At 42.4% G+C, this 25,633-nt stretch carries 19 protein-coding genes; 12 read left to right on the forward strand and 7 right to left on the reverse strand.

Annotation, left to right across the window (positions count from 1 at the left end):
• Positions 1-15: 15 nt before the first annotated feature.
• Complete coding sequence (locus IGJ01_RS08080; RefSeq protein ID WP_005236139.1) at positions 16-1,086, reverse strand: RnfABCDGE type electron transport complex subunit D; 1,071 nt, start codon at positions 1,084-1,086, stop codon at positions 16-18.
• Positions 1,079-2,416 carry an electron transport complex subunit RsxC gene (gene rsxC / locus IGJ01_RS08085; RefSeq protein WP_008381935.1) on the reverse strand — a complete coding sequence of 446 codons (1,338 nt, stop codon included), beginning with the start codon at positions 2,414-2,416 and terminating at the stop codon, positions 1,079-1,081. Before rsxC ends, IGJ01_RS08080 begins: the two co-directional genes overlap by 8 nt.
• A 184-nt stretch (positions 2,417-2,600) precedes the next feature.
• Here rsxC and IGJ01_RS08090 point away from each other — a divergent pair, with 184 nt between their 5' ends.
• Complete coding sequence (locus IGJ01_RS08090; RefSeq protein WP_142424840.1) at positions 2,601-4,535, forward strand: heavy metal translocating P-type ATPase; 1,935 nt, start codon at positions 2,601-2,603, stop codon at positions 4,533-4,535.
• 31 nt (positions 4,536-4,566) lie between these two features.
• On the opposite strand, the gene IGJ01_RS08095 is transcribed toward IGJ01_RS08090, so the two are convergent.
• Positions 4,567-5,010: a hypothetical protein gene (locus IGJ01_RS08095; protein ID WP_008381931.1), complete on the reverse strand. Its 444-nt coding sequence runs from the start codon at positions 5,008-5,010 to the stop codon at positions 4,567-4,569.
• Positions 5,011-5,130: 120 nt separating this feature from the next.
• On the reverse strand, positions 5,131-5,658 hold the full coding sequence (locus tag IGJ01_RS08100) for an HdeD family acid-resistance protein (protein WP_430601606.1): 528 nt from the start codon (positions 5,656-5,658) through the stop codon (positions 5,131-5,133).
• 137 nt (positions 5,659-5,795) lie between these two features.
• Here IGJ01_RS08100 and IGJ01_RS08105 point away from each other — a divergent pair, with 137 nt between their 5' ends.
• Positions 5,796-6,290: a hypothetical protein gene (locus tag IGJ01_RS08105; RefSeq protein ID WP_005236128.1), complete on the forward strand. Its 495-nt coding sequence runs from the start codon at positions 5,796-5,798 to the stop codon at positions 6,288-6,290.
• Positions 6,291-6,357: 67 nt separating this feature from the next.
• Here the strand turns inward: IGJ01_RS08105 and IGJ01_RS08110 are convergent, their stop codons facing one another.
• Both IGJ01_RS08110 and IGJ01_RS08115 read right to left on the reverse strand, forming a co-directional pair.
• On the reverse strand, positions 6,358-6,954 hold the full coding sequence (locus IGJ01_RS08110) for a nitroreductase family protein (RefSeq protein WP_430601607.1): 597 nt from the start codon (positions 6,952-6,954) through the stop codon (positions 6,358-6,360).
• Between the two features lie 113 nt (positions 6,955-7,067).
• Positions 7,068-8,519: an NAD-dependent succinate-semialdehyde dehydrogenase gene (locus IGJ01_RS08115; RefSeq protein ID WP_005236125.1), complete on the reverse strand. Its 1,452-nt coding sequence runs from the start codon at positions 8,517-8,519 to the stop codon at positions 7,068-7,070.
• A 215-nt stretch (positions 8,520-8,734) separates the two neighbouring features.
• Here IGJ01_RS08115 and lepB point away from each other — a divergent pair, with 215 nt between their 5' ends.
• The 6 genes from lepB to pheT all read left to right on the forward strand — a co-directional run bounded on the left by lepB (position 8,735) and on the right by pheT (position 20,909).
• Positions 8,735-9,283: a signal peptidase I gene (lepB, locus tag IGJ01_RS08120; RefSeq protein ID WP_005236123.1), complete on the forward strand. Its 549-nt coding sequence runs from the start codon at positions 8,735-8,737 to the stop codon at positions 9,281-9,283.
• Positions 9,284-9,407: 124 nt separating this feature from the next.
• Complete coding sequence (locus IGJ01_RS08125; protein ID WP_430601608.1) at positions 9,408-13,025, forward strand: PD-(D/E)XK nuclease family protein; 3,618 nt, start codon at positions 9,408-9,410, stop codon at positions 13,023-13,025.
• Positions 13,018-16,695, forward strand: coding sequence for a helicase-exonuclease AddAB subunit AddA (addA, locus tag IGJ01_RS08130; RefSeq protein ID WP_430601609.1), 3,678 nt, complete (start codon positions 13,018-13,020; stop codon positions 16,693-16,695). The genes IGJ01_RS08125 and addA overlap by 8 nt, the downstream gene beginning before the upstream one ends.
• A gap of 67 nt (positions 16,696-16,762) precedes the next feature.
• Complete coding sequence (locus tag IGJ01_RS08135; protein WP_005226192.1) at positions 16,763-17,083, forward strand: winged helix-turn-helix transcriptional regulator; 321 nt, start codon at positions 16,763-16,765, stop codon at positions 17,081-17,083.
• A gap of 358 nt (positions 17,084-17,441) precedes the next feature.
• Complete coding sequence (gene pheS, locus IGJ01_RS08140) at positions 17,442-18,488, forward strand: phenylalanine--tRNA ligase subunit alpha (protein WP_005236117.1); 1,047 nt, start codon at positions 17,442-17,444, stop codon at positions 18,486-18,488.
• Positions 18,489-20,909, forward strand: a complete 2,421-nt coding sequence (pheT, locus tag IGJ01_RS08145; protein WP_430601610.1) for a phenylalanine--tRNA ligase subunit beta — start codon at positions 18,489-18,491, stop codon at positions 20,907-20,909.
• A gap of 400 nt (positions 20,910-21,309) precedes the next feature.
• Here pheT and trpS read toward each other — a convergent pair whose 3' ends face one another.
• Positions 21,310-22,317 carry a tryptophan--tRNA ligase gene (gene trpS, locus IGJ01_RS08150; RefSeq protein ID WP_005236112.1) on the reverse strand — a complete coding sequence of 336 codons (1,008 nt, stop codon included), beginning with the start codon at positions 22,315-22,317 and terminating at the stop codon, positions 21,310-21,312.
• Between the two features lie 267 nt (positions 22,318-22,584).
• Between trpS and IGJ01_RS08155 the strand changes: the two genes are divergently transcribed.
• Genes IGJ01_RS08155 through IGJ01_RS08170 form a run of 4 tightly spaced genes read left to right on the forward strand, consistent with a single transcriptional unit; the run spans position 22,585 to position 25,483 of the window.
• On the forward strand, positions 22,585-23,322 hold the full coding sequence (locus IGJ01_RS08155) for an amino acid ABC transporter ATP-binding protein (protein WP_008381909.1): 738 nt from the start codon (positions 22,585-22,587) through the stop codon (positions 23,320-23,322).
• An 18-nt stretch (positions 23,323-23,340) separates the two neighbouring features.
• On the forward strand, positions 23,341-24,150 hold the full coding sequence (locus tag IGJ01_RS08160) for a transporter substrate-binding domain-containing protein (RefSeq protein ID WP_008381907.1): 810 nt from the start codon (positions 23,341-23,343) through the stop codon (positions 24,148-24,150).
• 11 nt (positions 24,151-24,161) lie between these two features.
• Positions 24,162-24,809, forward strand: coding sequence for an amino acid ABC transporter permease (locus tag IGJ01_RS08165; RefSeq protein ID WP_005226186.1), 648 nt, complete (start codon positions 24,162-24,164; stop codon positions 24,807-24,809).
• Between the two features lie 17 nt (positions 24,810-24,826).
• Positions 24,827-25,483, forward strand: a complete 657-nt coding sequence (locus IGJ01_RS08170; RefSeq protein ID WP_005236107.1) for an amino acid ABC transporter permease — start codon at positions 24,827-24,829, stop codon at positions 25,481-25,483.
• Positions 25,484-25,633: the final 150 nt, after the last annotated feature.

The following is a 25,633-nucleotide window of genomic DNA, read 5'->3' on the forward strand; positions in this document are numbered from 1 at the left end:
CTCCTTTTTTACGATTTAGCTCATGATTTTAAGGTTGAACGGGGTCTTTTTTCCTTCCCCTAATATGCGAAGGCGTAAGAAGCGATCAATAAGTGGGGTGAAACAATTCATGATCAAGATGGCATAGCTCATGCCTTCATTTGTAAAACCAAAGAAACGGAAGAGCACAACGAGGAGGCCAACGCCTAAGGCAAAAAGATTTTCTCCTGCTTTTGTTCCTGGTGTCGAAGAATAATCAGTCGCCATATAAATCGCACCCAACATGGCACCACCACTGATGATATGACCGATGACCGTTTGCCAACTGCCAGTAAAAAGTCCTTCTGGACCAAGGATAAAAGCAAAGAGCCCGATCGTCGCAAAGATAATCAGTGGGATACGAGGGGAGATGATTTTCTTGTAAACGAGAAAAATCCCACCCAACAGTAAAAGTAAGGCACTGGTTTCACCGATTCGTCCTCCGGTAAATCCTAAAAAGGCATCCACTAGTTCAGAGCCACTCAACGTTTCTCCTGCTTTCATGACAGCTAATGGTGTGGCACCAGAAACAACATCGTTCGCTGTAGCCTGCGAAACGACATCAGGTGCGATGCTGCCAAAAGGTGGATCAGGCCAACTGATTAGAAACATTTGGTTATAAAACAAGCCAATCAACAGGGCTCGACCGCCGAGGGCTGGATTTAGAAAATTATAACCAATACCGCCAAAAAATTCTTTGACGATGATTACGGCAAACGCCACCCCAATCACGGGAAAATACCAAGGTGCGGTTGGTGGGAGGTTCATCGTTAAAAGCAAGGCCGTCACGACGATGCTTAAATCGAAGCGAAACGGCCGTTTGACAAGATAGGACCAAAGTCCGTCGGCAGCAAACGCCGTGGCTAGTGCAATGAAAAACAAGCCATAAACTTTCAATCCAAAAAGGTAGCCAGAGAATAAAACTGCTGGCAGCAAGGCTAATACCACACACCCCATGATTTTAATGGTCTCGTCATTGCTGCGAATATGGGGGCTTGGGGGTGTTTCTTGATTTTTCCTTTGCTGAAAGAGACGTTCGCTATCGGAATCCTTGTAATAATCAGGCACTTTCCTTCGCCTCCTTTTGCAACTGGGCAACTTTGCCTTTTGCGGCAGTGATATTGGCAGCTAAGGAACGTTTAGCTGGGCAGACGAAGGTACAGGCACCACAATTGATACATGCTTCTGCCAATAATTCTTCACACTTTTGATAATCCCCCGCTCGATAAAACTGATCGATCTCCATTGGCATGAGGCGCATTGGACAAGCTTCGACACATTTGTTGCAGCGAATACAGGGGTTTTCGGCATAGAGCCAATCGGTTTCTTCATTAAAAACAACGATGCCGTTGCTTCCTTTGGTGACCGGAACTTTCAAGGTTTTGACGGATTTTCCCATCATTGGTCCACCAAGAATCAATTTGCTGGGGGCTCCTTGAAAGCCGCCGGCAAAGTCGATCAATTCTCCTGCGAGTGTTCCTAACGGATTTTTGACGATGCAGGGATTTTGAACATCGCCGGTAACGGTTGTATAGCGTTCAATCAACGGTTTGTCATAACAGACCGCTTCGCCGATGGCAAAGCTGGTGGCAACATTGATCAAGACGATACCGATATCGGCAGTCAAACCACCTAACGGCACCTCTTGATCGGTCAATAACTCTACTAACTGCTTTTCACCACCGGTTGGATAAACAGTTGGGACAGTAACGACTTCTATCGTGTCATCCTCTGCACTTGCGGCTTGCATGGCTGAAATGGCTCTTGGTTTGTCATCTTCGATGCCTATTATGATTTTTGGACCATCCAGTAACTTTTGGGCAATCTTTGCACCGTGAATGATTTTCTGGGCTTCTTTTTGCATTAAGAAAGCATCACTGCGTAAGAACGGTTCACATTCAGAACCATTTAAGATCAAAGTATGGATTTTTTTGGTTTCATCAATACTGAATTTGACATGGGTGGGAAACGTTGCACCGCCTTTGCCGGCGACGCCGCCTTGACGGATTTTGTTGAGGATGGTTTCGTTAGCAGCAGATTGCCAGTCGAAGGGGGCTGACAAAAAATCATTTTGATAAGCATAATCATTTTCAATGATGATGGTTTTTCCTTCTTCATTGTTTTGATTCGGCCAATCGACCATGTCGACGATTTTACCCGAAACAGATGCATGAATTTTGGCAGATACAAACGCATCAGACTCAGCGATCACTTGCCCTTGCTTGACGTAATCACCAACGGAAACAATCGGTTCCACCGGAGCACCAATATGTTGTGCTAAAGGGATAAAGACCATCGTGGGTGAAAAGGTAAGAATTTCATCTTGTTCGATCATTAATTTTTCTTTTAACATTTTTAATGGGGGACTTAGTGAAATACCGCCAGTAAATGTTCTCATAACCAACACTCCTTTCTCTCCTAAGTTTATTCTAGCATGCCATAAGGAATCACAAAACCCAAAACGCTTACATTTCACAAGAAAAACTTCTTTCGGTTGACATATGATTGTTTATTCATATATAATAAGTCTATAAATATGATTGATCGTTCATATGACAGATGGACTAGAGGAGGTTTTAATGATGGCTGAACATACTTGTCAACATGATCACACAAAAACGGAGGGGCATTCTCATACTCACGATCATGGGACTCTCCCACGTAACATTTATTTTGTAGGCTTACTGCTCTTTATACTGGCACTTTTTGTTCCGAACCAATGGGTGAAAGATGGGTTTTATTTTGCTGCGGTTTTATTAGCAGGTTATCACATTTCGTGGGAAGGAATCGAGGATACCATAAAGAGTACCAGAGCCAATCGGCGATTCACACCGAATGTACATCTTTTGATGTTGTTGGCAGCGATTGGTTCCATGGTCATAGGAAATTTTAATGAAGCAGCTTTGTTGATTTTGATTTTTGCAGGCGCTCACTTCTTAGAAGAATACGCCGAGGGACAAAGTCGAAGAGAAATCACCAATCTTCTCAAATTGAATCCCACGGAAGCCCGTTTGATGGGTCCGGATGGGAAAACCAAAAAAATTGCCGCTTCTGAGATAAAAAAAGGAGATATTTTGCAAGTGCTACCTGGTGATCAGTTAGCAACAGATGGCGTAATCCTTTCTGGAACGAGTGCCATCAATGAAGCTTCGATCAATGGGGAAAGTATTCCTCGAGAAAAGACTACAGGAGACGAAGTCTATGGGAGTACGATTAATGGAAACGGCACATTTTTGATGGAAGTCACGAAAGACAGCTCTGAAACAGTCTTCGCAAAAATTCTTTCAGTGGTGGAAGCGGCGCAATCAAATCAATCACCGACCGAAACACGAATCAAAAAAATCGAACCAATCTATGTAACAGTTGTTTTCATTGCAGTTCCTTTGTTCATTTTGACTGCACCGTTTCTCTTTGGTTGGGATTGGTATACAAGTTTTTATCGTGGGATCGTAATGATGATTGCGGCTTCTCCTTGTGCTTTAGCGGCAAGCGCCGTCCCTGCTAGTTTATCGGCGATCTCGAATCTAGCGAAAAAAGGGATTCTTTTTAAAGGGAGCAATTACTTGACCAATTTCGCTCAGATCAAAGCGGTGGCTTTTGACAAAACGGGAACTTTGACCGTCGGAAAACCTACAGTCACGGAAGCCGTTTTCGTTGATACGATCGATCGAGCAGAGGCAGCAGCGGTCATCGTTTCGATGGAAAAGCAAGCCAACCACCCATTAGCAGATGCGATCGTTACTTATTTCGAGAAGACAGAGAAAATACGAGAAATCGAACAGTTGACTGTCACAAACGAGATTGGTTCCGGTTTAGGTGCCGTCGCAGGAACAAAAACCTATCGATTAGGAAAAAGAACCGAAAACACCCAGTTAACAGGTTTGATGGAGCAACAGTACCGTCAATTGGAAGCGCAAGGAAAAACAATGGTCGTGTTTTCCATCAACGAAGAGGTTACGGCGATCATCGCATTGATGGATGAGCCGAACGAACAGGCAGCTTCTGTGATTCATTATTTGAAAAATGAAGGTATCCATACTGTTATGATCACCGGAGACAGTGCTTCTGCTGGTGAAGCAATCGGTCAGCGCTTAAAGGTTGACCAAGTGGCTGCCAATGTTTTGCCTGAGAACAAAGCGGAAGCGGTACGAGCACTCCAAGAAGCATACGGACAAACCGCCATGGTGGGTGATGGTATCAATGATGCCCCTGCACTTGTTCAAGCAGACATCGGCTTTGCGATGGGGGAAGGGTCAGATGTTGCGATTGAAGTAGGAGACGCAGTGATCATGAAGAATGATCTTTCGCGTTTTGCATATGCCTATCGCTTAGCGAAGAAGATGGATCGGATCATTTGGCAAAATATTTTTTTCTCCATGTTTATCGTCGCGTTATTAGTCGGCTTGAATCTATTCGGCATGATGAACATTGGGTTGGGGGTATTTGCCCATGAAGGCAGTACATTGATCGTATTGTTTAACGGGTTACGTCTTTTGCGTAAACTGCCAGAAGCATAAAAAAAGCGGCTATCGAAAGATAGCTGCTTTTTTAATGACTGAATTGTGTCGAAGTTGGAAAATCAAAGGCATCGATTTTTTGTAATCGATTTTCGATCCTTCTTAGAATTCCTTCAGAGGATTCTAACGGTTTGATTGCATGATAAGCAGTCAGCAATAGGACTTTTTCTTTAGCAGGACGATTTTCGATGCGATAGATATTGGCTAATCGTTCAACATATTCGTAATGACTATAGTCCGTTTTATTGATCAAGAAGTGCAAGAGATCTTTTGCTTTCGCATAGTCTTCTTGAAGATAGAAACTGATCGCTTCACGATACAATTTGATATCGAGTTCTTCGATTTGTTCTGGATTCGCTTTTAACGCACGCCACTCATTGATCGAGATTTTTCGTACGACTTTGCCAGTTGCATCGGTCAAAAAAATTACCGGCACATCATTTGGATGTTTTGCTTCTTGCTTAATTTTCTTCATGTCGCACCTCCCGCCTCTCAATGGACTGACTGTTTGATATCACCTATTTTAAAAGGAATAGCGGGAAAAGTCTACATGTAGATGTTAGATTCGTAGAAAATTTTAAAACATTCTCATTTATTAGGCTCTTTTTCGTTGAAAATGATTAATAGCGTCGGATGCCCCCATGAAAATCAAGATACCGCCAAAAATTTGGAAGAACAGTAGCCAAGTGGCGAATGGATTCAATAAGAGAACGAGTCCAGCAGCAATAATCAAAAGACTGATGATTAAGCTCGTGATGTAAGGTAAACCAATGCGTTTTTGGTTAAAGCTTGCCATTAAGCGGGTGCATCCGCTGATGGTGATCATAATCCCTAAGAAAAATGGCACGATGGCAAGTAATCCTTTAGCAAAAACTAAAATCGCAGCTGCAGCAATCAACAGTAAGATACCAGAGACCGACTGCACATTGCGATAGCCCTTTTGTTTTTCTTTGTAGCTCGTATACAAGCTGATGATTCCTAGACATGCGATGTATCCGGCAACGAGATAAACGATCGTGTTGAAAACAGATCGTGGTGCAATCAAGATAATGAAGCCGAAGACGATATATACGACGGCACGAAGCAAGTCATAGCGTTGTAATTTATCAAAGAATGCATTCATGATAATTCCTCCTTTTTTTCTTATTGTACCGAATTCTGGTGAAAATAGATATCAAAAAACCTAGGAAATAGGCTAAGCCTTTTGTAACAGATCATTTTTTGGTAAAATAGGGAAAAGAAAACAGAACGGAGAGTTTTATGAGTGGGTTAACGCTATTGATGTGTGCCTTTACGATCGTTTTGTACCTCTATTTATTGGTGGTACGCAAAGAGATTCACTTTATTGCTGTTGAGCGCAAACTAAGCAAAATCGCTATTACGATCTTTTCAGTAATGATTATCCTATCCATGTTGATGATGGATGACCAATTGGATAATCAGGTGCGAGGAATCGTTTCAGGTTTTGTCTTTTTAAGCTTTGTGCTAGACAGCCGCGGGTTAGCCCTAGATCGAATTATTGTCCATCCAATGAGTATTAAAGGGGTACTGTACCAAGACATTGATCGGGTCGTATTATTTCAAGAAAAGGAAGGGCAGCCCATCAAGATGAACTATTTTCGAAAAGGGATGCGGGGACCATTAATGAAATTCAAACAACCGTTAGCTGAATTGGTGGTTTTTTTGTCGGAGCACTTGAATGAAGGAACACCGATCGATATTCTGGTCGATCATGATCAAGGAAAAAATGACTAAAAGACCCTTGATTGCTGCCGTATGTGGCCGTAATCAAGGGTCTTTTTTTTAAAATCGGGAATCGTTTTTAATGGAAAACGCGGAAACGTTCGTCATCATTTAAAAATTCTTTTTCATTTGGTTCGCTTTGTTTTGAACCAAAAACTAATTGGGCCCGCAGCTGCCAATTTTCAGGAATTGACCATTCAGCTACAACAGCATCATCAATTACTGGATTATAATGTTGTAAGTTGGCGCCTAATCCGGCTTCTTCTAAAGCTACCCAAACATTCGCTTGGGCAATCCCATTCGATTGTTCTGCCCAGACCGGGAAGTTATCTGCATAAAGGGCAAATTGGTCTTGCAAGTTCTTAACGGTATCTGTGTGAATAAAGAATAGAACGGTCCCATAACCTGCTTTAAAGCCAGCAAGTTTTTGTTTCGTTGCTTCAAACGCCTCCGGTGGTGTCAATGGTTCTAAAGCAACCTCCGTTAACGTCCATAATTTTTCGTGGGCATTGCCAAATAAAATCACGGCACGTGGCGATTGTGCGTTAAAAGCAGTTGGGCTGTTTTTTACTGCTTCTTTCACGATGGCTTCGATTTCTGTATCTGAGAGTGAAACATCTTTGCCTAATCCATAGATTGAACGGCGCTGTTTGATCGTATCAAGAAATTTTGTCATAGTATTCCACCTTTTCTATTGTCATAGAATGAAGTATACATTCTTACTTAATGTTAGTAAAACAAAATGCTTTGTAAGAAAAAAGTCAGGCAAACGCGCCTGAATTTTTTTTTTTACTGGGCATCAATGGCGATAAATTTGACAGTCACGTATTCTTCAGGACCATATTTGCCGTTTTCACGACCAAAACCGGAATGTTTGACGCCGCCGAAGGGAGCCGCTGGGTTTGAAATCGCAATGTCATTGACCCCAACCATCCCATATTGGAGGTTTTGGGCTACATCCGAGATTGTTTGCAGATTCGTTGAAAAGAAGTAAGAGGCTAATCCAAATTCCGTATCATTTGCCGCAGCGATGACTGCTTGTCGATCCGTAAATGAGATCAATGGAATCACGGGTCCAAAGGTTTCTTCATAGTAAATAGTCATGTCAGGAGTGATGCCGTCGATGACCGTTGGTGCAAAGAAGTTGCCTTTTTCGTATTCACCTTCAGTAAGCTTCTTCCCACCGAATAAGACTTTAGCCCCTTTATTTACCGCATCTTCCAGCTGGTCGATGATTTTTTTAACGCCTGCTTGATTGATCAAAGGACCAACGGTGGGGTTCTCTAAACCATTACCAACAGTTACGGCTTCCATTTGCCCTAATAGCTTTTTAGTAAAGGCTTCTTTGATGGATTCTTCGACAAAAATTCGATTGGGGGATGTACAGACCTGACCGTTGTTGCGGAATTTTGCTGCAATTAATTTTTCAGCAGCTAAATCTAAATCAGCATCAGCAAAAACAAGAAACGGGGCATGGCCGCCTAACTCCAATGAAACTTTTTTCAGAGTTGGTGCAGCTTGTTCGTATAATTTCATCCCAACTTTCGTGGAGCCGGTAAAGGTGATTTTTTTGACTTGTTTGTTCTCAGTCAATTCTTTCCCGATTTCAGAAGAATCCCCTAAGACGATATTGACGACTCCGTCAGGAAGGCCCGCTTGTTGAAAAAGTTCACCTAAAGCCAATGCTGATAGGGGTGTTTCTTTAGATGGTTTCATAACAAGGGTACAGCCAACTGCCATGGCAGGAGCGATTTTTCGAGCAATCATATTGGAAGGAAAGTTCCAAGGCGTGATCGCACCAACAACACCGATGGCTTCTTTTCGCACCAGCCAATGATTGTGTGCAGGAGCTGGAATCACTTCGCCGTAGACCCGTTGTGCTTCGGCGGCATTCCAACGGAAATTGTCTACGTTGGATTGGATTTCTGCCTCTGCCTCCTTTAATGGTTTTCCTTGTTCCATGCTCATAATTTTTGCCAAACGGTCGCTTTCTTGTTCCATTAAATCAGCAATCTTGTTCATCAAATCGGCTCGTTCTCGAGGCGAACGTTTTGACCAATCTGTGAAGGCTTTCGCGGCGGCATCGATCGCTTGCTTTGTTTCATCGATGCCTCCTTGGCTGACTTTTACCAGTTCTTCATTAGTGGCAGGATTGGTAACCGAAACCGACTCTTTTGTTCCTTCAAGCCATTTTCCGTCAATCAATAACTTTGTGGGCACTTGTGGTAACTGTTGGTTCATTTTGGCACTTCCTTTCAATAATGGGTTCTATTTCAACCGTAGCACGGATTAGATAAGATGACAATTCATACGCAAGTCCAATGATTCCCCAAATTTTCATAAAGAACCAGAGAGGAGATGTCCTGCTCCTTTCATTTTATGGTAGAATAGAAAAATAAGAATGTTTGTTCGATTCTTGGAAAATATAGTTAAAACATTCAAGGAGTGAGGGACGCGTGCAACAAGTAAAAGAGCTTTTAAAAACAGTAGGATTTGTCGTGATCTTTACTTTATTCCTCTTGTTATTAAGACAGTATGTCTTTACCCCTGTGATCGTAAAAGGAGATTCGATGGACCCCACATTACATGATGGTGAGCGGGTGATTGCTTTGAAAAATACCGAGATCGAACGTTTCGATATCATAACGTTTGAAGCACCGGATGAAGCAGGCAAAAACTATATCAAACGCGTAATCGGATTACCTGGCGACCAGGTTTCCTATCAAAACGATACCCTTTATATCAATGGACAAGCATATGATGAACCCTACTTGGATGAATTCAAAGCAGCTGTCGCAGATGGCTTTCCGTTGACTAGTGATTTTGATATGGGGTTATTTGGTGTTGAAGTCATTCCTGAAGGTCAAATTTTAGTGTTAGGGGATAACCGTCGAATTTCCAAAGATAGTCGTCAATTAGGTCTGATCGATGAATCAACAATTTTGGGGGATGTAAAATTTGTTTTCTGGCCAATTGCCGATTTTGGTATGGTAGGCAAAGAATGAAATTCTGCGATTGTTATTTTGTTTTTAAGGAGGGTCTCTTAAAAATAAAGACGCATTCGAAAAAGCGTGTCGCTGATTTTTTAGTGGATTTTTTTAAAAGACGATGGAGAGAAGGAGTCCTTTCATGAGTTTACGATTTATTCTTGGCGATGGCCGTTGTCGTCATGATCAAGCAGTGATAGAAAATGCAAAAAGCTGGTTAGAAAAAGACCATCAAGAAGTATTTTTCCTGGTACCTAACTACAACAAATTTGAACGAGAGCGCGAGATCCTTCAATTACTGAAAGAGGATCGCGTAGAAGATTTTGCTTCTATTCGCGCGCAAGTGTATAGTTTTCACCGTTTGGCTTGGTTTTATCTGCAGCAAACCGGCTTGCTTTCTCAAAATGCCATCACTGAAAATGGTGCCTCCATGATCATGCGTAAGCTGCTTTTGGAACTAGAAGAAGAACTCGTCTTATACCGTGGTGAGATCAACAAAGCGGGTTTTATCCAACAATTGTTGGCTTTCTATCAAGAAATGCATACAAGTCGATTGGGGATCGAAGATTTATTAGCAGGTGGTGCTGCACCAAGCGCAACCCAAGACGAAGAAAAAAAATACAGTGAATTAGCGATAATTTTTCAACGATTTGAACAAGAACTTCTAGAGCGTGCCTTGCAAGTCGAACAACCGATCACCTTACTGACACGCTTTCTGGAAGGTTCCTTGCTGGGCGATTCCTCGGTGGATCATGCAATGCCAACCACTGTTTCTTTGAACAAAGCGCCAGATCTTTCCCACGCCTTATTTATTATCAGCGGTTTCTCCGCTTTTTCAACACAAGAGCAACAGTTGATTCAAGTACTGATGAAGAGAAGTCATGTAGTGATTGATCTTATTTTGGATCGCGGGTACCCACAAGAGATGCCCACGCCATTGAATTTATTTTACGAAGCAGGACGGACCTATTATCAGTTGATCAGTTCTGCTCGTGACAATCAAGTGAACATTTACTTAGATCAGAAACTTTCCGTCAACCAAGAGGTGGACAAAGAAGACGAGGGATCGATCCCGCAGGCATACAAGGAAGTAGAAACTTTTTGGCGGCAGACCCAATCACAAGCCAATTATCATCAGCAGACGTCCGTCAAAGACTTCTTGGCTGTCTGGAAAGTTGGGAATCCCGAAGAAGAGATTCGTCAAATCGCAGCGTCGATCCGCGGGATGATGAGTGATAAGAAACGGTACCCAACATTACGGTATCGTGATATCCAATTACTGATCGCCGAACCAGAAGTCTATCATCAGTATATTCCTAAAATTTTTACTGAGTTTGAGATTCCTTTTTATATCGATGAAGAGCAGATGATGGCGCAACATCCATTGGTTGAGTTTTTGAATGCTTTTTTTGCTTGTCAATCCTATGGCTTTCGCTTAAATGATATTTTACGGTTGCTTAGAACGGAACTTTACTTACCGGCAGCCTATCGCTCCGAAGCAGATTGGCTTGTTGGGCGTGACCAGTTTCGTAAGTTGGTGGATATTACCGAGAACAAAGCGCTGGCTCATGATTTCCAAGGAGCGAGTTGGACGAGAAACGAAGATTGGGAACTGATCGAGTATTTACAATCGGAAGAAGAAGCAGTGGACAAAGTGGATTTGACGGCGTACACCAATCAGCTTCGCAGGGCTTTCAAGCAAGATGTCGTGGATACACTCGATTGGCTGACAGCAGCTAGAACAAATCGAGATGCCGTAGAACTGCTGTATCGCTTTTTACTGAATGCGGGTGTCGAGCAACAGCTGAGGCATTGGCGAGACCAGGCAATCCAACAAGGAAAATTAGATCAAGCCCGCAATCATGAACAAGCATGGCAAGCTTTAATGGATCTGCTGGATGAGTATGCCACGATCTATGGAGATGAGCCCTTTGATTTTGCGCTCTTTGAAGATGTCTTATTGACTGGCTTAGAAAATGTCACATTCGGAAAGATCCCAACAGCGATCGACCAAGTCAACATCAACCGCCTTGATTTGGCACGTCCGAAACAAGCGAAGATCACATTTGCACCGGGATTGAATGAAACGGCTTTGCCAAGAAAAATGGAAAATAAAACATTGTTGACGAATGAAGAACGTCAGCATTTCAATCAGTTATTTAATGGTGAAAAATACCTTAGAGATACAGTGGTGGAAGGCAGTGTCAAAGAACCATTTGCCTTTTATTCTGTCTTGCTTTCAGCGACAGAGCACTTATCACTGTCCTATGCCGTTAATTTTGATACACAGCAAAACATCAAGATGTCGCCTTATTTAGACCGCGTGGTCAAGCATTTGGATGTACCACTGCAAGAGCGGGGGATCTTGACGCTAGTCAGTGACCCGAGAGACTATGTTGGCAGTTATCGTGGCCTGATCTACCAAATCAATAATCTCAGTCAGCAAGCGCAAAAAAACAAAGAGAATTTGCCTCGAGTGTGGGAGCAACTGAAACAAGCGCTGTTACGTTCGGAATGGACAGATTTAGCTGCCCAAGTATTTGAAAGCCAAACCCATCAAAATATTCCGATTCCTTTGTCTCAAGCACAAGCTGCGGCGCTATATGGCCCGTCGATCTACAGCTCCATTTCTCAGATGGAGACGTTCTATCAGTGTGAATACAAGTATTTCGTCAGCTACGGATTACGGTTAAAAGAACGGGAAGTTTATGGCTTAAATCCAGCAATGACCGGTGAGTTTTTCCATGATGCGTTGGACCGCTTTGTCAAAGTCCTAATTGCTGAAAATATTTCCTTGACCCAGTTAACTGCTGACCAACGCGTGCAATTTGTGGAAGTCGTTTTGCAGGAAATTTTTGGCGAAAGCCGTTATCGCTTACTGACGAGTTCTGCTCGGATGAATTTTATTCGGTATCAATTAGGCAAGACGATTCAGCGAGTAGCGTGGGCATTAGCGAAACAAGGACAAAAAATGCATTTTAGTCCTGAAAAGACGGAGGTGCTGTTCGGCCAGATCGCTGGCTCAAATGGGATTAACGGGATCGAATTACCATTAAGTTCTGGCGGGAAACTACATGTGCGGGGGAAGATTGATCGTGTCGATACGGCGAAAACGGAAGAAGAACAATGGCTTTCCGTTGTTGACTATAAATCTAGCAGCCGAGATTTTGACCTTTCTGAAGCCTACTACGGACTTGCGATGCAGTTGATCACGTATCTCGACGTCGCATTGACGGATGCTGTCCAACTGGTTGGTTCGCCAAAGGTTCGACCAGCGGGGGCATATTATCTGCATGTGCATAATCCGCTTTTGGACGGACAAGAAGCCAGTGAAGAAGAACGTTTAAAACGTTTCAAGTATGACGGGTTGTTTATTGACGAACCGGCTGTTTTCCCGTTACTCGATGAGGAAGTTGAAGCCAGCAAAAATTCGCCGGTATTTCCTGTTCGGAAAGACAAAAACGGCAATTATCAAAAAACAACACAGGCGAAAAACAAGTTTTATACAGAAGAAGAGCTTGAACTATTAAGAAAACACAATCGGAAAAATATGCAACAAAGTGGTGAGAAGCTGTTGAGCGGTGAAATCGCCTTAAACCCGTCTTATAAATTAAAAGACAAAAAAAGGGCGTGTGAGTTTTGTCCGTTTCGCAGCATCTGTGACTTTGATGTATCGTTGAAAGAAAATGAGTACCACCGTTTAGAAAACTTATCTAAAGATGAGATTATCCATCGCTTAAGGGAGGAAGAAGATGAGTAAGATCCCTTTAAAACCGCAAAATGAAACCTTTACGGATACCCAATGGCAAGCCATTTTTGATAAAGGGGATAATATCCTCGTTTCCGCTTCAGCGGGTTCAGGCAAAACCACCGTTTTGGTTCGGCGAGTGATTGAAAAGCTAAAAGCAGGAACGACGATCGATTCTTTACTGATCGTGACCTTTACCGAAGCAGCTGCTCGAGAAATGAAAGAACGGATTCAAGCGGCATTGCAGCAGGCCATCAATCAAGAAAGTGACGAGCAAAAGCGTCAGCACTTCGTCCGTCAGTTGCAGCTATTGCCGACAGCTAACATTTCTACCTTGCATGCGTTTTGTTTAACTGTGATTCGGCGTTTTTATTATTTGATCGATTTAGATCCAAATTTCCGCATGATGACTGATGAAACCGAAATTTTATTGATGAAAGAAGAAATCTGGACACAGCTGAGAGATCAACAATATGAAGCCAATGATGAAGCCTTCTTTCGTTTGACAGAAAATTTTTCTAGTGATCGTTCTGATGAAGGCGTCGGGGATCTGATCCTGTCTCTTTATGACTTTGCCCGAGCAAATCCGGATCCAGTAAACTGGTTAGCTCATCTAAGTGATCACTATATCGGCAAAGAAACCTTTGCTGAAAATACCCTGTACCAATCGCAAATCAAGCCGACTTTGCAAGAAAACTTGAAGACAGCGGCGCATTTGCTGCAGGCGGCGCAAGACTATGCCCGTTCTGATGAAGCGATGGAAAAAGCGGCACTATTGATCGATACCGAATTAGGAATGGTGGAAACCTTAAAGGCTCTGCTTGATTCAGACGATGTTGATGGCTTCTATGAGCAAATCCAAGTGTTGCGTTTTGCTCGCTACCCAGCTTTTCGCAAACCAGAACAAAAGGAACTCTCTCAAGAAATTAAACCTTTGCGAGATGATGCGAAAAAATTGGTTGAGCAATTGAAAGCGGCCTTTCCATACCCACCGGCTGAAATGATGGAGCTGCTTCATCGGTCCGCACCTGTCGTTGAAAAAATGGCAGCTATGACCGAAGCGTTTATGAAAGCATTCCAAGAAAGGAAACTTTCAAAAGGCCGTTTAGACTTTAATGATTTGGAACATTTCACCTTGCAGATTTTACAAGGAGACGGTAGCGGAAGTGAAGCGTCGACCTATTATCGTGATCGCTTTGAAGAAGTTTTAGTCGATGAATATCAAGACGTCAATCGGCTGCAAGAGGCAATTTTATATTGGGTGAGACAAGTCGATCATAACCCCGGCAATATGTTTATGGTGGGGGATGTAAAGCAGTCGATCTATTCGTTTCGACTAGCAGATCCGACGCTATTTATCGAAAAATACTTGGCATTTGAAACGGAGAATGGTGGGCGGAGAATCGTCTTAGCAGAAAATTTCCGTTCTCGCTCCGACGTATTGGATTTTACGAATCTAGTTTTTCAACAGCTGATGGATGAACGGGTTGGACAAATCCCTTATGATGAGGCGGCAGCCTTGATTACCGGTTTTCCTCATTTTCCAGAAAGCGACGCCTTTGCCACAGAGCTCTTGTTATATGAAAAAGAGCATGAATCCGAAGAACAATTGATCGATGACAAAACAGAGGGTGAAATGCAGATTACTGCATTGAAGATTCGAGAGTTGATTGAATCAAAATTCATGATCTATGACAAAAAAGCCAAAACAAATCGACCAATCACTTACAACGATATCGTCTTATTGACCCCTACACGTAAAAACAATCTTGTCATTTTGGATGTCTTTAAGCAGTTTGGGATTCCGATGGCGGTGAATGATGCTCAAAACTATTTTCAGGCAACGGAAATCCAAACCGTCGTTTCTTTGCTGCAAATCATTGACAATCCGTACCAAGATATCCCCCTTGTGGCGGTCTTGCGTTCGCCAATCGTCGGCCTAACAGAAGATCAATTGGCTGAGATCCGTTTAGCAAATCGTTCCAGCGACTACTATGATGCAGTATTGGATTATCATGTTCAACAAGAAGAGTCACCCTTGTGGCAAACGGTGGATGGGTTTTTAGCCAAACTAAATCAATGGCGCGAAGAAGCACGCAGATTACCGATCCCGACCTTATTATGGCAAATCTATGAAGATACTGCTTACTTGGATTATGTTGTGGGACTTCCTGCAGGACAGCAGCGTTATGCAAATTTAGTGGCATTGATCCACAGAGCCGAAAAATACGAAAAGAGCAGTTTCCGTGGTTTGTACCAATTCATTCGCTTCATCGAAAAAATGCAAGAAAAAAACAAAGATTTGGCGGAGCCTGTGGCTACTCCTGTAGAAGATGCCGTTCGAGTGATGACCGTTCATGCAAGTAAAGGCTTGGAATTCCCTGTTGTGTTCTTACTGGATACAACAAAATTCTTTAACTACCAAGATTTTCAAAAACGCTATATCTTTGAAGAACAGCTGGGAGCTGGGATCCAATATGTGAATCCAGCAGAAAACCTTAAATTTGAGACACTGCCGTTTCAAGCCATCAAGCAAGTTCGTTTGAAAAAAGCCTTGTCAGAAGAAATGCGAAAATTATACGTAGCATTGACACGAGCAGAGCAGAAGCTTTTCTTAGTGGGCTCCTATAAAAATCAAGCGGATGCCTTTAAGACTTGGCAATCTGGCCTGACACAAGCCGAGATGGTTCTTGATCCTGCATTACGGCTTGTTGCCCGGGGGAGCTTGATGGATTGGGTCGGACGGACCCTGATGCGCCATCCAGATATGGAAGCAGTATTCTCTGAAGCGTCAGAGCGCAAGCGGACGATCGCTCATCCTGCTCATTTTCGTCTGTCATGGTGGAATCAAGAAACGATCACGCAACAAGTCCAAGAGACCCATGCGCCAGTCGAGGAGTCTAAACGATTGCTTGCGCCAGATAGCAATATCGATGATCTTTTGAAACGCCTAGCATATCGCTATCCTTATCAAAAAGCGACCCAAACGACTAGTTATCAATCTGTATCAGAATTGAAAAGACTCTATAACGATCCCGATGATCAACAGACCACTTTGTTGGAATGGCGGTCGGTTTCCGAGAAGACGAATCCTCAGCAGTATCGCTACGTACAGGATGAATTGGCGAAACCAAAATTTCTGCAAGAAACGAAGCCTCTCGCCAGCAGTATCGGGACAGCAACACATACGGTTTTGCAAATGATCCCATTAGGAATGACGCCAACACAAGATACTTTGGCGCTCCTGATTGCTGAACTCGTGAAAAAGCAATTTTTTTCTGAAGAAATCGCCAAAAAAATTGACCGATCGAGCATTTTGTGGTTTTATCAAACTGAACTAGGTGAACTGCTGAACCGATCCTCTGATGTGGTGAAGCGGGAGCAGCCGTTTTCGATGCTAAAAGAGGCTGATACGATCTTTGAAGGGTTTGACGAACCAGATGCGCCGCTTTTGATCCATGGTATTATCGACGGCTATATTGAATTGGCGGATGAAATCATTTTATATGACTTTAAAACAGATGATGTTTTCGGCAGTCAGGCTCAGATTGAAAAGAAAATGCGCGAACGATATTATGGTCAATTGAAACTCTACTGCCAAGCATTGGAGAAAGCATTGAACAAACCAGTGAAACAGACCTATTTAGTGCTGTTAAAACCTAAAATGATCGTGGCATTCTAGCTGATCGATCCTAGTTTCTTACAATTCGTAAGTCATATGCTATAATAGGTAAAAGAGGTGATGGAGAATGATAAAAGTAGAATCGGATTATGCCCTTTGTCCTAAATTTGAAAAAGCTTTTTCTATTTTAGGCAAAAAGTGGAACGGCTTGATCATTGATGTCCTTCTTGAAGACGGCAAACAAAGATTTGTTGAGTTAGCAAACAAGATTCCTCAAGTGAGTGATCGGGTGTTAGTCGAACGCTTGAAAGAATTAGAGCGGGAAGAAATTGTCTGCAAAGAAAACAATCTTTACTGCTTGACGCCAAGAGGTATTGCTCTTGAAAAGAGTATGATGAGTGTGAAGCGTTGGGCAGAAACCTGGGTGCGTGAGGAAGAATGCAGTTGATTTCTCACCGGAAATTAGGTAAACTAAGCTTAAATGAATAGATAAAAAGCGTTGATAGAAACTAGTAATTTGGCTGAATCAGAAAAAGGGAGACTTGTCACAGACTGAAAGCAAGTCCTGTATTCGAAAAATGAATTTCACTTCTGGAGCTTGCTGATTACAGTCAGTCGGCAGTTTTGCTGTCGTTAGCCGAAGTGAGTGCGCGGTTTTTTTCGCGAATGAGGATGGTAACACGAGACGTCGTTCCTTTTTTAAGGGATGATGTCTTTTTTTGTCTTTATATGAATGATACTCACTTTATTCAGTCAATCCAGTCTTTTTATTCTTACACTATTCACAGCATAGAAGGAGGAAATACATGTCTTTACAAGAGAAATTAGAAGCATTGAAGGAAACGACATTGCTTAAAATCAAAGAAAGTCCAACCATGAATGACTTGAATCAAATTCGAGTGGAAGTGCTTGGAAAAAAAGGTCCCATAACAGAAGTTCTGCGGGGAATGAAAGATCTTTCTGCGGAAGAACGGCCGAAGGTGGGGAGCTATGCCAACGAGATTCGTGATATCTTGACAGAAGCGATCGAAGAAGCCAAGACGTCTATCGAAGCAGCAAACTTGGAAAAAGCTCTTGCTGAAGAATCCATCGACGTAACGTTGCCTGGTAAAAAGATGGATCGAGGAACACGCCATGTGCTAACGCAAATCATGGAAGAAATCGAAGATATCTTTGTTGGTATGGGCTACCAAGTAGTCGAAGGTTACGAAGTGGAAAAAGATCATTACAACTTCGAACGGATGAATCTGCCAAAGGATCATCCAGCCAGAGACATGCAAGATACTTTTTATATTTCAGAGGAAGTGCTGATTCGAACCCATACGTCACCAGTGCAAGCGAGAACAATGGAGACTCATGATTTTTCTAAAGGGCCGCTGCGGATGATCTCACCCGGGAAAGTTTTCCGTCGTGACACAGATGATGCGACCCATAGCCACCAATTCCATCAAATTGAAGGTTTGGTAATCGATAAGAATATTACGATGGGTGACTTAAAAGGAACCTTAGAAGTCATGATGCAAAAAATGTTTGGGGAAGATCGCCAAATTCGCTTGCGACCAAGCTATTTCCCTTTCACAGAACCATCGGTCGAAGTCGATGTCAGCTGCTTCAAGTGCGGTGGTGCCGGTTGTAATGTTTGTAAACAAACTGGCTGGATCGAGATCCTCGGTGCTGGAATGGTGCATCCTAACGTCTTAGAAATGTCAGGGATCGATCCAACCCAATATTCAGGATTTGCTTTTGGTTTAGGTCCTGATCGAGTGGCAATGCTGCGCTACGGCGTGAACGACATTCGCCAATTCTATCAAAATGATGTGCGTTTCATTCGCCAGTTCAAGGGGGAACAATAAATGTTAGTATCATACAAATGGTTAAATGAATACCTTGATCTGTCTGAGATCACACCCAAAGAGCTGGCGGATAAAATGTCAGTGACGGGGATCGAAGTCGAAGGTATTGACGTGCCTGAAGAGGGTTTAAAAAAAATCGTTGTCGGAGAAGTGACCGACTGCCGACCACATCCAGATTCTGATCATCTATCAATTTGCCAAGTAAATATTGGCGAGGATGAAGACTCACAGATCGTTTGTGGTGCGCCGAATGTCAAAAGCGGCATCAAAGTCATCGTGGCATTACCAGGCTCTCGAATCGCGGGCAACGTAAAAATCAAAAAGGGCAAGATGCGGGGAGAAGTTTCCAACGGCATGATTTGTTCGTTGCAAGAGTTGGGATATGCCGATAGCGTGATTCCCAAAGAATACGCAGAAGGAATTTATTATTTACCAGCAGAAGCAGAACCAGGATCACCGGTTTTTCCTTATCTTGATATGGATGATCACATTATCGAATTATCGATCACTCCGAATCGTGCGGATGCGTTGAGCATGCGGGGGGTTGCTTATGAAGTCGGTGCAATCTATCGGCAAACACCGAAGTTTCCTGAAATTGCGCTTACCGAAAGTGAAGTAGCTGCTGCCGATAAAATTCAGGTGAAGGTCACTGAAGTAACGGATGCACCCGCCTACCAAATTCGAATCATTGATGGCGTAACGATCGCCCCAAGTCCACAATGGCTGCAAAATCGCTTGATGAATGAAGGCATTCGTCCAATCAATAATGTCGTGGACGTGACGAATTATATCTTACTGTTATTTGGTCAACCATTGCATGCTTTTGATTATCAAAAGCTAGACAGCAAGGAAATACTGGTACGTCGCGGCAAAGAAAATGAAAGCCTGGTTACCTTAGATGGAGAAACTCGTCAGCTTTCCCCAGAAGACATCGTTATCACCAACGGAACGACACCAGTTGCGCTCGCAGGCGTCATGGGAGGTCTTGATTCTGAAATCACGGAAACGACGACCACAGTCGCTTTAGAAGCGGCCTTGTTCGATCCATTAGCGATTCGTTTGACTTCGAAAAAATTCAATTTAAGAAGCGAATCATCCGCTCGTTTTGAAAAAGGGATCAACCAAGCAACGGTTGCAAAAGCTTGTGATGCAGCAGCAGCACTGATTGCGGAACTTGCTGGCGGAACGGTCTTAAAAGAGGCAGTAATAGGTTCCCAAGTAGGAGTAGAACCTGTGGAGGTTGCGATTACTTTAGCACGGATCAATAGCTATTTAGGCACAGAAATCACTGATGAAGAAGTGCAAGAAATCTTTGATGCATTAGGCTTTGGTCATCGTCAAGAAGCAGACAGCTATATTGTTTCAGTCCCACCTCGTCGTTGGGATATTACGATCGAAGCAGATATCATTGAAGAAGTGGCGCGTATTTACGGTTATGATCGTTTGCCATCGACTTTACCGCAAGGAGAAACGGTTGCCGGTCATTTAACCAAAGCGCAACGTCTGACTAGAGAAGTTCGGACTCTTTTGGAAGGCAACGGGGTCAGTGAAGCCATCAGTTATGCTTTGACAACGGAAGAGAAGGCACAACATTTTACGGATAAATCGAGCCAAGTGACTCGATTGGATTGGCCAATGACCGAAGAGCGTGCCGTCTTGCGCTTGAATCTTATTTCAGGTTTGTTAGACGACGTTGCGTACAATTTGGCACGTAAAAACAATCGTGTTGCTTTATATGAAATTGGTCGCGTCTTCTATCAAACGGGCGACAGTAAACACGAACTGCCAACAGAAGTCAATCACTTAGGGCTAGCATTGACAGGAAATATCCATGAGAAAGACTGGCAAACCCAAGCTCAAAAAGTTGATTTCTTCCATTTGAAAGGCATTTTAGAAAATCTTTTTGATTCGTTGGCATTAACCGACCGTATTCGTTATCAAAAAACGGCAGATATCAAAGAGATGCATCCTGGGCGTACGGCAATGATCTTGCTAGATGACCTAGAAATCGGCTTCTTGGGACAAGTCCACCCATCGATCGCCAAAGCCTACGAAGTGAGTGAAACCTATGTTGCTGAATTGAACTTAGATCAGTTGTTAGCAGCTAAAACAGAACAATTGGTCTATCAACCAGTTTCTAAGTTCCCATCAGTGACCCGAGATATGGCACTCTTGCTCGATGAAACGATCGATAACCAATCCGTGATGGAAATCATTCGTGAAAGTGCAGGTCGCTTCTTAAGTGATATTCGTTTATTCGATGTTTATCAAGGGAAAAACATTGAAGCAGGTAAAAAATCTCTAGGGTACAGTCTGACCTTTAGCAATCCGGAAGCTACCCTGACGGATGAAGAGATCAATCAAGCAATAGCGAAAATTACTCGTAACTTAGAAGAAAACGTTCAAGCAGAAATCCGCTAATCAAATAAGTAGAAAAACGTTCTCCACCATACAAAGAAGTTGGGTAGGGAACGTTTTCTACTATTATAATAGATGCTCAGATGACACAAGAATGTTAGGAGTTGAGTGAAAGCCGTAAAAGATTTCTCTATAGAAGGCATTCCAGCTTTTTTGGTACAACCTTTTTAAACACTGGCTAGGCTGAAAAAATGCATTTTCTAATCAGCGTTTTATGAAGTTATTTTTTAGGACAGCTCCTCGATTTTTGCGCAAGAAACAGCATCAAATCAAAATACACAAAGTGTCAGTCTGGGGAGGAAGTGTTCTCGTGAAATCTAACACAGAGTTTGTACATAGGTTTTGCATGAAAGAATTCATTCCGATTTGTAAACAAAAAAACAAGCCGTAAAGGCTTGTTTTTTTAAGCAAAGTAATTGATGCCCATTGCATTTTTGACTTCAGCTAACGTCTGAGCGGCAACTTGTTCAGCTTTTTCACTACCAAGTTTTAGTAAGTTCATCACTTCACCGGGATCTTTGGCAAAAGCTTCACGGCGCTCACGAATCGGTGCAAATTCGGCTTCTAGAACATCGATCAAATAGCGTTTGATTTTGACATCGCCTAATCCACCACGGGTGTAATGTTCTTTTAATTCAGCAATTTTTTCTTTTTCGGTACCAAATACATCAAGATAAGTGAAGACCATATTGCCTTCAACTTGTCCGGGGTCGTTGACATGAATGTGATTTGGGTCCGTGTACATGCTCATCACTTTCTTTTGTAATACATCGGCTGGATCAGCTAAGTAAATGCCGTTGTTCAATGATTTGCTCATTTTCCCGTTCCCATCGATCCCCGCTAAACGTCCCATGCCTTTTGGCGGTAAAACCGCTTTTGGTTCGACTAATACTTCACTATACGTAGAATTAAAACTATGCACGATTTCTTGCGTTTGTTCCAGCATTGGTTTTTGATCTTCGCCGACTGGGACTAAATTTGCTTTAAAAGCGGTGATATCCGCTGCTTGAGAGACAGGATAGATGAAGAAACCAGAAGGAACGCCTTCACCAAATTTTTTTTGTTCAATTTCGGCTTTAACGGTTGGATTGCGTCGTACTCGAGCAACACTGACTAGATTGAGATAATACATCGTCAATTCAGAGAGCTGAGGGATTTGCGATTGAATAAACATCGTTGTTTTTGCTGGATCCAATCCAACGGCTAAATAATCCAAAGCAACTTCTAAAATATTCGCTGAGACCTTCTCAGGTGTTTTCGCATTATCTGTTAGTGCCTGCATGTCAGCGACCATGATATAAAGCTGATTTTCAGGGTCAGCTTGCATTTCGACCCGTTTTTTTAAAGACCCCACATAATGGCCAAGATGCAATTTGCCAGTTGGGCGGTCGCCAGTTAAAATCGTATTCACTTTTTTTCCACCTTTTCCTTTGTTATATGGTTTATCTTACCTTTTTTTAGCAAAAGAAACAACCGGTTCTCCTTGTGATCTGATGGGGTGAGAAAAATTTTCATGGACAAAAACCTCACATCAAAGTAAAATAGCACTTGTCTTTTCAGAAATAAGGGGGGAACATTGGAAAAGAACCTTTACAAATGAAAAAAGATTGAGCTATAATATGAATCAAATCTTTCCAATTACTCATTTAATTTTAAAAAAAGCTAGGAGTGTGAATCAATGGCAATGATCGAATTTAAGAACGTAGAGAAATATTACGGAAAGTTCCATGCATTAAAAAACATCAACCTTGAATTTGAAAAAGGTGAGGTCGTTGTTGTTATCGGGCCTTCAGGATCTGGTAAAAGTACAATGCTCCGTACGATTAATGGTCTAGAAACCATTTCAGGTGGTCAATTATTGGTCAATGGTAAGAACTTGTTTGACAAAGATGTCAAAATGACAGAAATTAGAAAAAACATCGGCATGGTGTTTCAACATTTCAACTTGTATCCAAATAAAACCGTGTTAGAAAATATTACGTTGGCACCGATTAAAGTATTAAAACAAAATGAGCAAGAAGCCATCAATTTGGCGGAAAAACTTCTTGATCGGGTAGGGATGTTAGATAAAAAAGATTCCTATCCTTCCATGTTATCCGGCGGACAACAGCAGCGGGTCGCAATTGCCAGAGGGCTTGCGATGAAACCAGAGATGCTGCTTTTTGATGAGCCAACGTCAGCATTGGATCCAGAAATGATTGGTGATGTATTGGATGTCATGAAGAAAATTGCCAGTGAAGGTATGTCCATGATCGTTGTTACCCATGAAATGAGCTTTGCCCGTGAAGTAGCAGATCGAATCGTCTTTATGGCGGAAGGACAAGTCTTAGAAGACCGGCGCGATGTCGATGGATTCTTTGATGCACCCAGAGACGAACGTGCAAAACAATTCTTGAGTAAAGTCACAAATCATTAAGCAATAGGAGGAACCCTTATGAGAAAGAAAATATTTTCCTTTCTAGTCTTAGCCTTTGCCCTTGTGACTTTCTCAGGTTGTAAAGGACAAAGTGCCGCAGATATCGATATTTTAGAAAACAGCAAAGAGACGAATCAGATCGTTTGGGGCGTAAAAAACGATACCCGTCTTTTTGGATTGATGGATATCGCGACTAGAGAAGTACGGGGATTCGATATTGATATCGCTCGTGCAATCACTGAGAAAATTTTAGGTCGTGATGGCAATGCCATCTTTGTTGAAGTTACCTCAAAAACCCGGATTCCTCTTTTGAAAAACGGCAACATCGATGCAATCATCGCCACGATGACTATCACGGAAGAACGTAAAAAACAGGTCGATTTTTCCGATGTCTACTTTGATGCAGGTCAATCGTTATTAGTTGCCAAAGACAGTCCTATTCAAGGGATCGAAGATTTGACCGCAGACACCACTGTATTGGTCGTTAAAGGCTCTACCTCAGCTGTGAACATCCGTGAAGCAGCACCAGAAGCGCAAATTTTAGAACTTGAGAATTATGCGGAAGCCTTTACTGCTTTACAATCTGGTCAAGGGGATGCTATGACCACGGATAATGCGATCTTATTAGGGATGGCGAGTGAAAATCCCAATTACCATTTAGTTGGCGAAACTTTTACAGAAGAACCTTATGGGATTGCCATCAATAAAGGACAAAAGCCGTTTCTTGATGCAGTGAATCAAGCCTTGCGGGAAATGCGTGAAGATGGAACCTATGATGAGATATACAACAAGTGGTTCCCTGAAGACGAATCAGGAAAAGTAGAGTAGGAGGAAACTGAATGGTTGAATTATTTCAAACGTATACCGGTCAGTTTATTGAAGGCTTTAAATACACAGTCATGGCGAGTTTGATCGCACTGTTTTTTAGTCTTTTGATCGGAACCTTAATGGCAATTTTTCAGTTGTCAGACAATCGCCTCATCAAAGGGATTGCCAAAGCGTATGTTGAGTTTTTTAGAAATATTCCCTTATTGATCATCGTGATGTTCTTTTATGTCGTTGTGCCAATGTATTGGGTTTCTTTTGACGGTTTTCAAGCGGGAACGATTGGCTTAACGATCTATACATCGGCATTTATCGCTGAGACGATCCGGTCAGGGATTCAAACGGTTCCTAAAGGCCAGATGGAAGCTTCCTTGTCTTCTGGTTTTACGTACAGCCAAGCGATGCGTTACATTATTTTGCCTCAGGCTTTTAAGATCGTCGTACCGCCGTTAGGCAATCAATTTATCAATCTTGTTAAAAACTCATCAATTTTGGCGATGGTCGCAGGATTAGATATTATGTATCAAGGGGATTTGATCGCAAGTGAGACCTTCAATACATTCGATACGTATATCATTGTTGGTCTTTTCTATTTGATCATTACCCTACCATTGTCTTATTTGATGGTTTACTTGGAACGGCGTTGGGCTGTCCGCTCATAGAAAGGAGCTAACGAACTATGGATTTTTTTGAAGCTTTTTCAGCGATTAACATTCGCTTCTTGATCGATGGCTTGCGGGTAACAGTTGAAGTGTCGATCCTATCGATTTTATTTAGCTTTATTATCGGAGGGATCGCCGGCATTTTGCGCTTCAGCTCGATCCCGGTCTTTTCTAAAGTATTAGGTGTCGTGATCGATGTTATTCGTAACTTGCCTTTGCTCTTGATCATCTTTTTCACTTACTTTGCATTGCCGCAGATCGGTATCCGCTTTAATATTTTTTGGTCAGCGGTTGTGGCGTTGACGATTTTTGAATCAGCGATGCTCTCTGAAATCTTTCGTGCTGGTTTGAATGCTGTGCCAAAAGGGCAGATGGAAGCTGGTTTGTCAACAGGGCTAAGCTATGTCGAAGTATTGCGGAGTATCGTCGTGCCACAGGCATTTAAAGCGATGTTGCCAGCGATCGTCAGTCAGTTGATCTCTTTGATCAAAGATACGTCATTAGCCGTGATTATTTCTTTACCAGAGCTGACTCATCATGCTCGAATCATTTATGGTCAAAATACAAACTATGTTTTGCCTATGTTTTTGGCAATGACTGTTTTATACTTTTTGGTTTGTTATGCATTGTCATTGCTTTCTGGCTTTTTGGAAAAACGTCAGTACGATTACTAAAAAGAATAATCGACAAAAACATCCCCACGATCGGTCTTTTACCCATGCAAGTGCAACTTGTGGGTTGTGAGCCAATCGTTGGGGCTTTTTTCTTTTTGACCGTTTCGTATTTTTTGGGAAAGCTTTTTTAGCAAACGAAAGGAATACTTG

It is taken from the genome of Enterococcus sp. AZ089 (genome assembly GCF_050547225.1).
Classification (GTDB): domain Bacteria; phylum Bacillota; class Bacilli; order Lactobacillales; family Enterococcaceae; genus Enterococcus_D; species Enterococcus_D entomosocium.

Coding starts and splice junctions, on each gene's coding strand:
- IGJ01_RS08165 (WP_005226186.1), top strand. CDS start 24,162: ATGGTTGAATTATTTCAAACGTATACCGGTCAGTTTATTGAAGGCTTT.
- IGJ01_RS08115 (WP_005236125.1), bottom strand. CDS start 8,519: ATGAACCAACAGTTACCACAAGTGCCCACAAAGTTATTGATTGACGGA.
- IGJ01_RS08105 (WP_005236128.1), top strand. CDS start 5,796: ATGAGTGGGTTAACGCTATTGATGTGTGCCTTTACGATCGTTTTGTAC.
- IGJ01_RS08160 (WP_008381907.1), top strand. CDS start 23,341: ATGAGAAAGAAAATATTTTCCTTTCTAGTCTTAGCCTTTGCCCTTGTG.
- IGJ01_RS08100 (WP_430601606.1), bottom strand. CDS start 5,658: ATGAATGCATTCTTTGATAAATTACAACGCTATGACTTGCTTCGTGCC.
- pheT (WP_430601610.1), top strand. CDS start 18,489: ATGTTAGTATCATACAAATGGTTAAATGAATACCTTGATCTGTCTGAG.
- IGJ01_RS08135 (WP_005226192.1), top strand. CDS start 16,763: ATGATAAAAGTAGAATCGGATTATGCCCTTTGTCCTAAATTTGAAAAA.
- IGJ01_RS08155 (WP_008381909.1), top strand. CDS start 22,585: ATGGCAATGATCGAATTTAAGAACGTAGAGAAATATTACGGAAAGTTC.
- IGJ01_RS08170 (WP_005236107.1), top strand. CDS start 24,827: ATGGATTTTTTTGAAGCTTTTTCAGCGATTAACATTCGCTTCTTGATC.
- addA (WP_430601609.1), top strand. CDS start 13,018: ATGAGTAAGATCCCTTTAAAACCGCAAAATGAAACCTTTACGGATACC.
- IGJ01_RS08125 (WP_430601608.1), top strand. CDS start 9,408: ATGAGTTTACGATTTATTCTTGGCGATGGCCGTTGTCGTCATGATCAA.
- IGJ01_RS08110 (WP_430601607.1), bottom strand. CDS start 6,954: ATGACAAAATTTCTTGATACGATCAAACAGCGCCGTTCAATCTATGGA.
- pheS (WP_005236117.1), top strand. CDS start 17,442: ATGTCTTTACAAGAGAAATTAGAAGCATTGAAGGAAACGACATTGCTT.
- rsxC (WP_008381935.1), bottom strand. CDS start 2,416: ATGAGAACATTTACTGGCGGTATTTCACTAAGTCCCCCATTAAAAATG.
- IGJ01_RS08095 (WP_008381931.1), bottom strand. CDS start 5,010: ATGAAGAAAATTAAGCAAGAAGCAAAACATCCAAATGATGTGCCGGTA.
- IGJ01_RS08090 (WP_142424840.1), top strand. CDS start 2,601: ATGGCTGAACATACTTGTCAACATGATCACACAAAAACGGAGGGGCAT.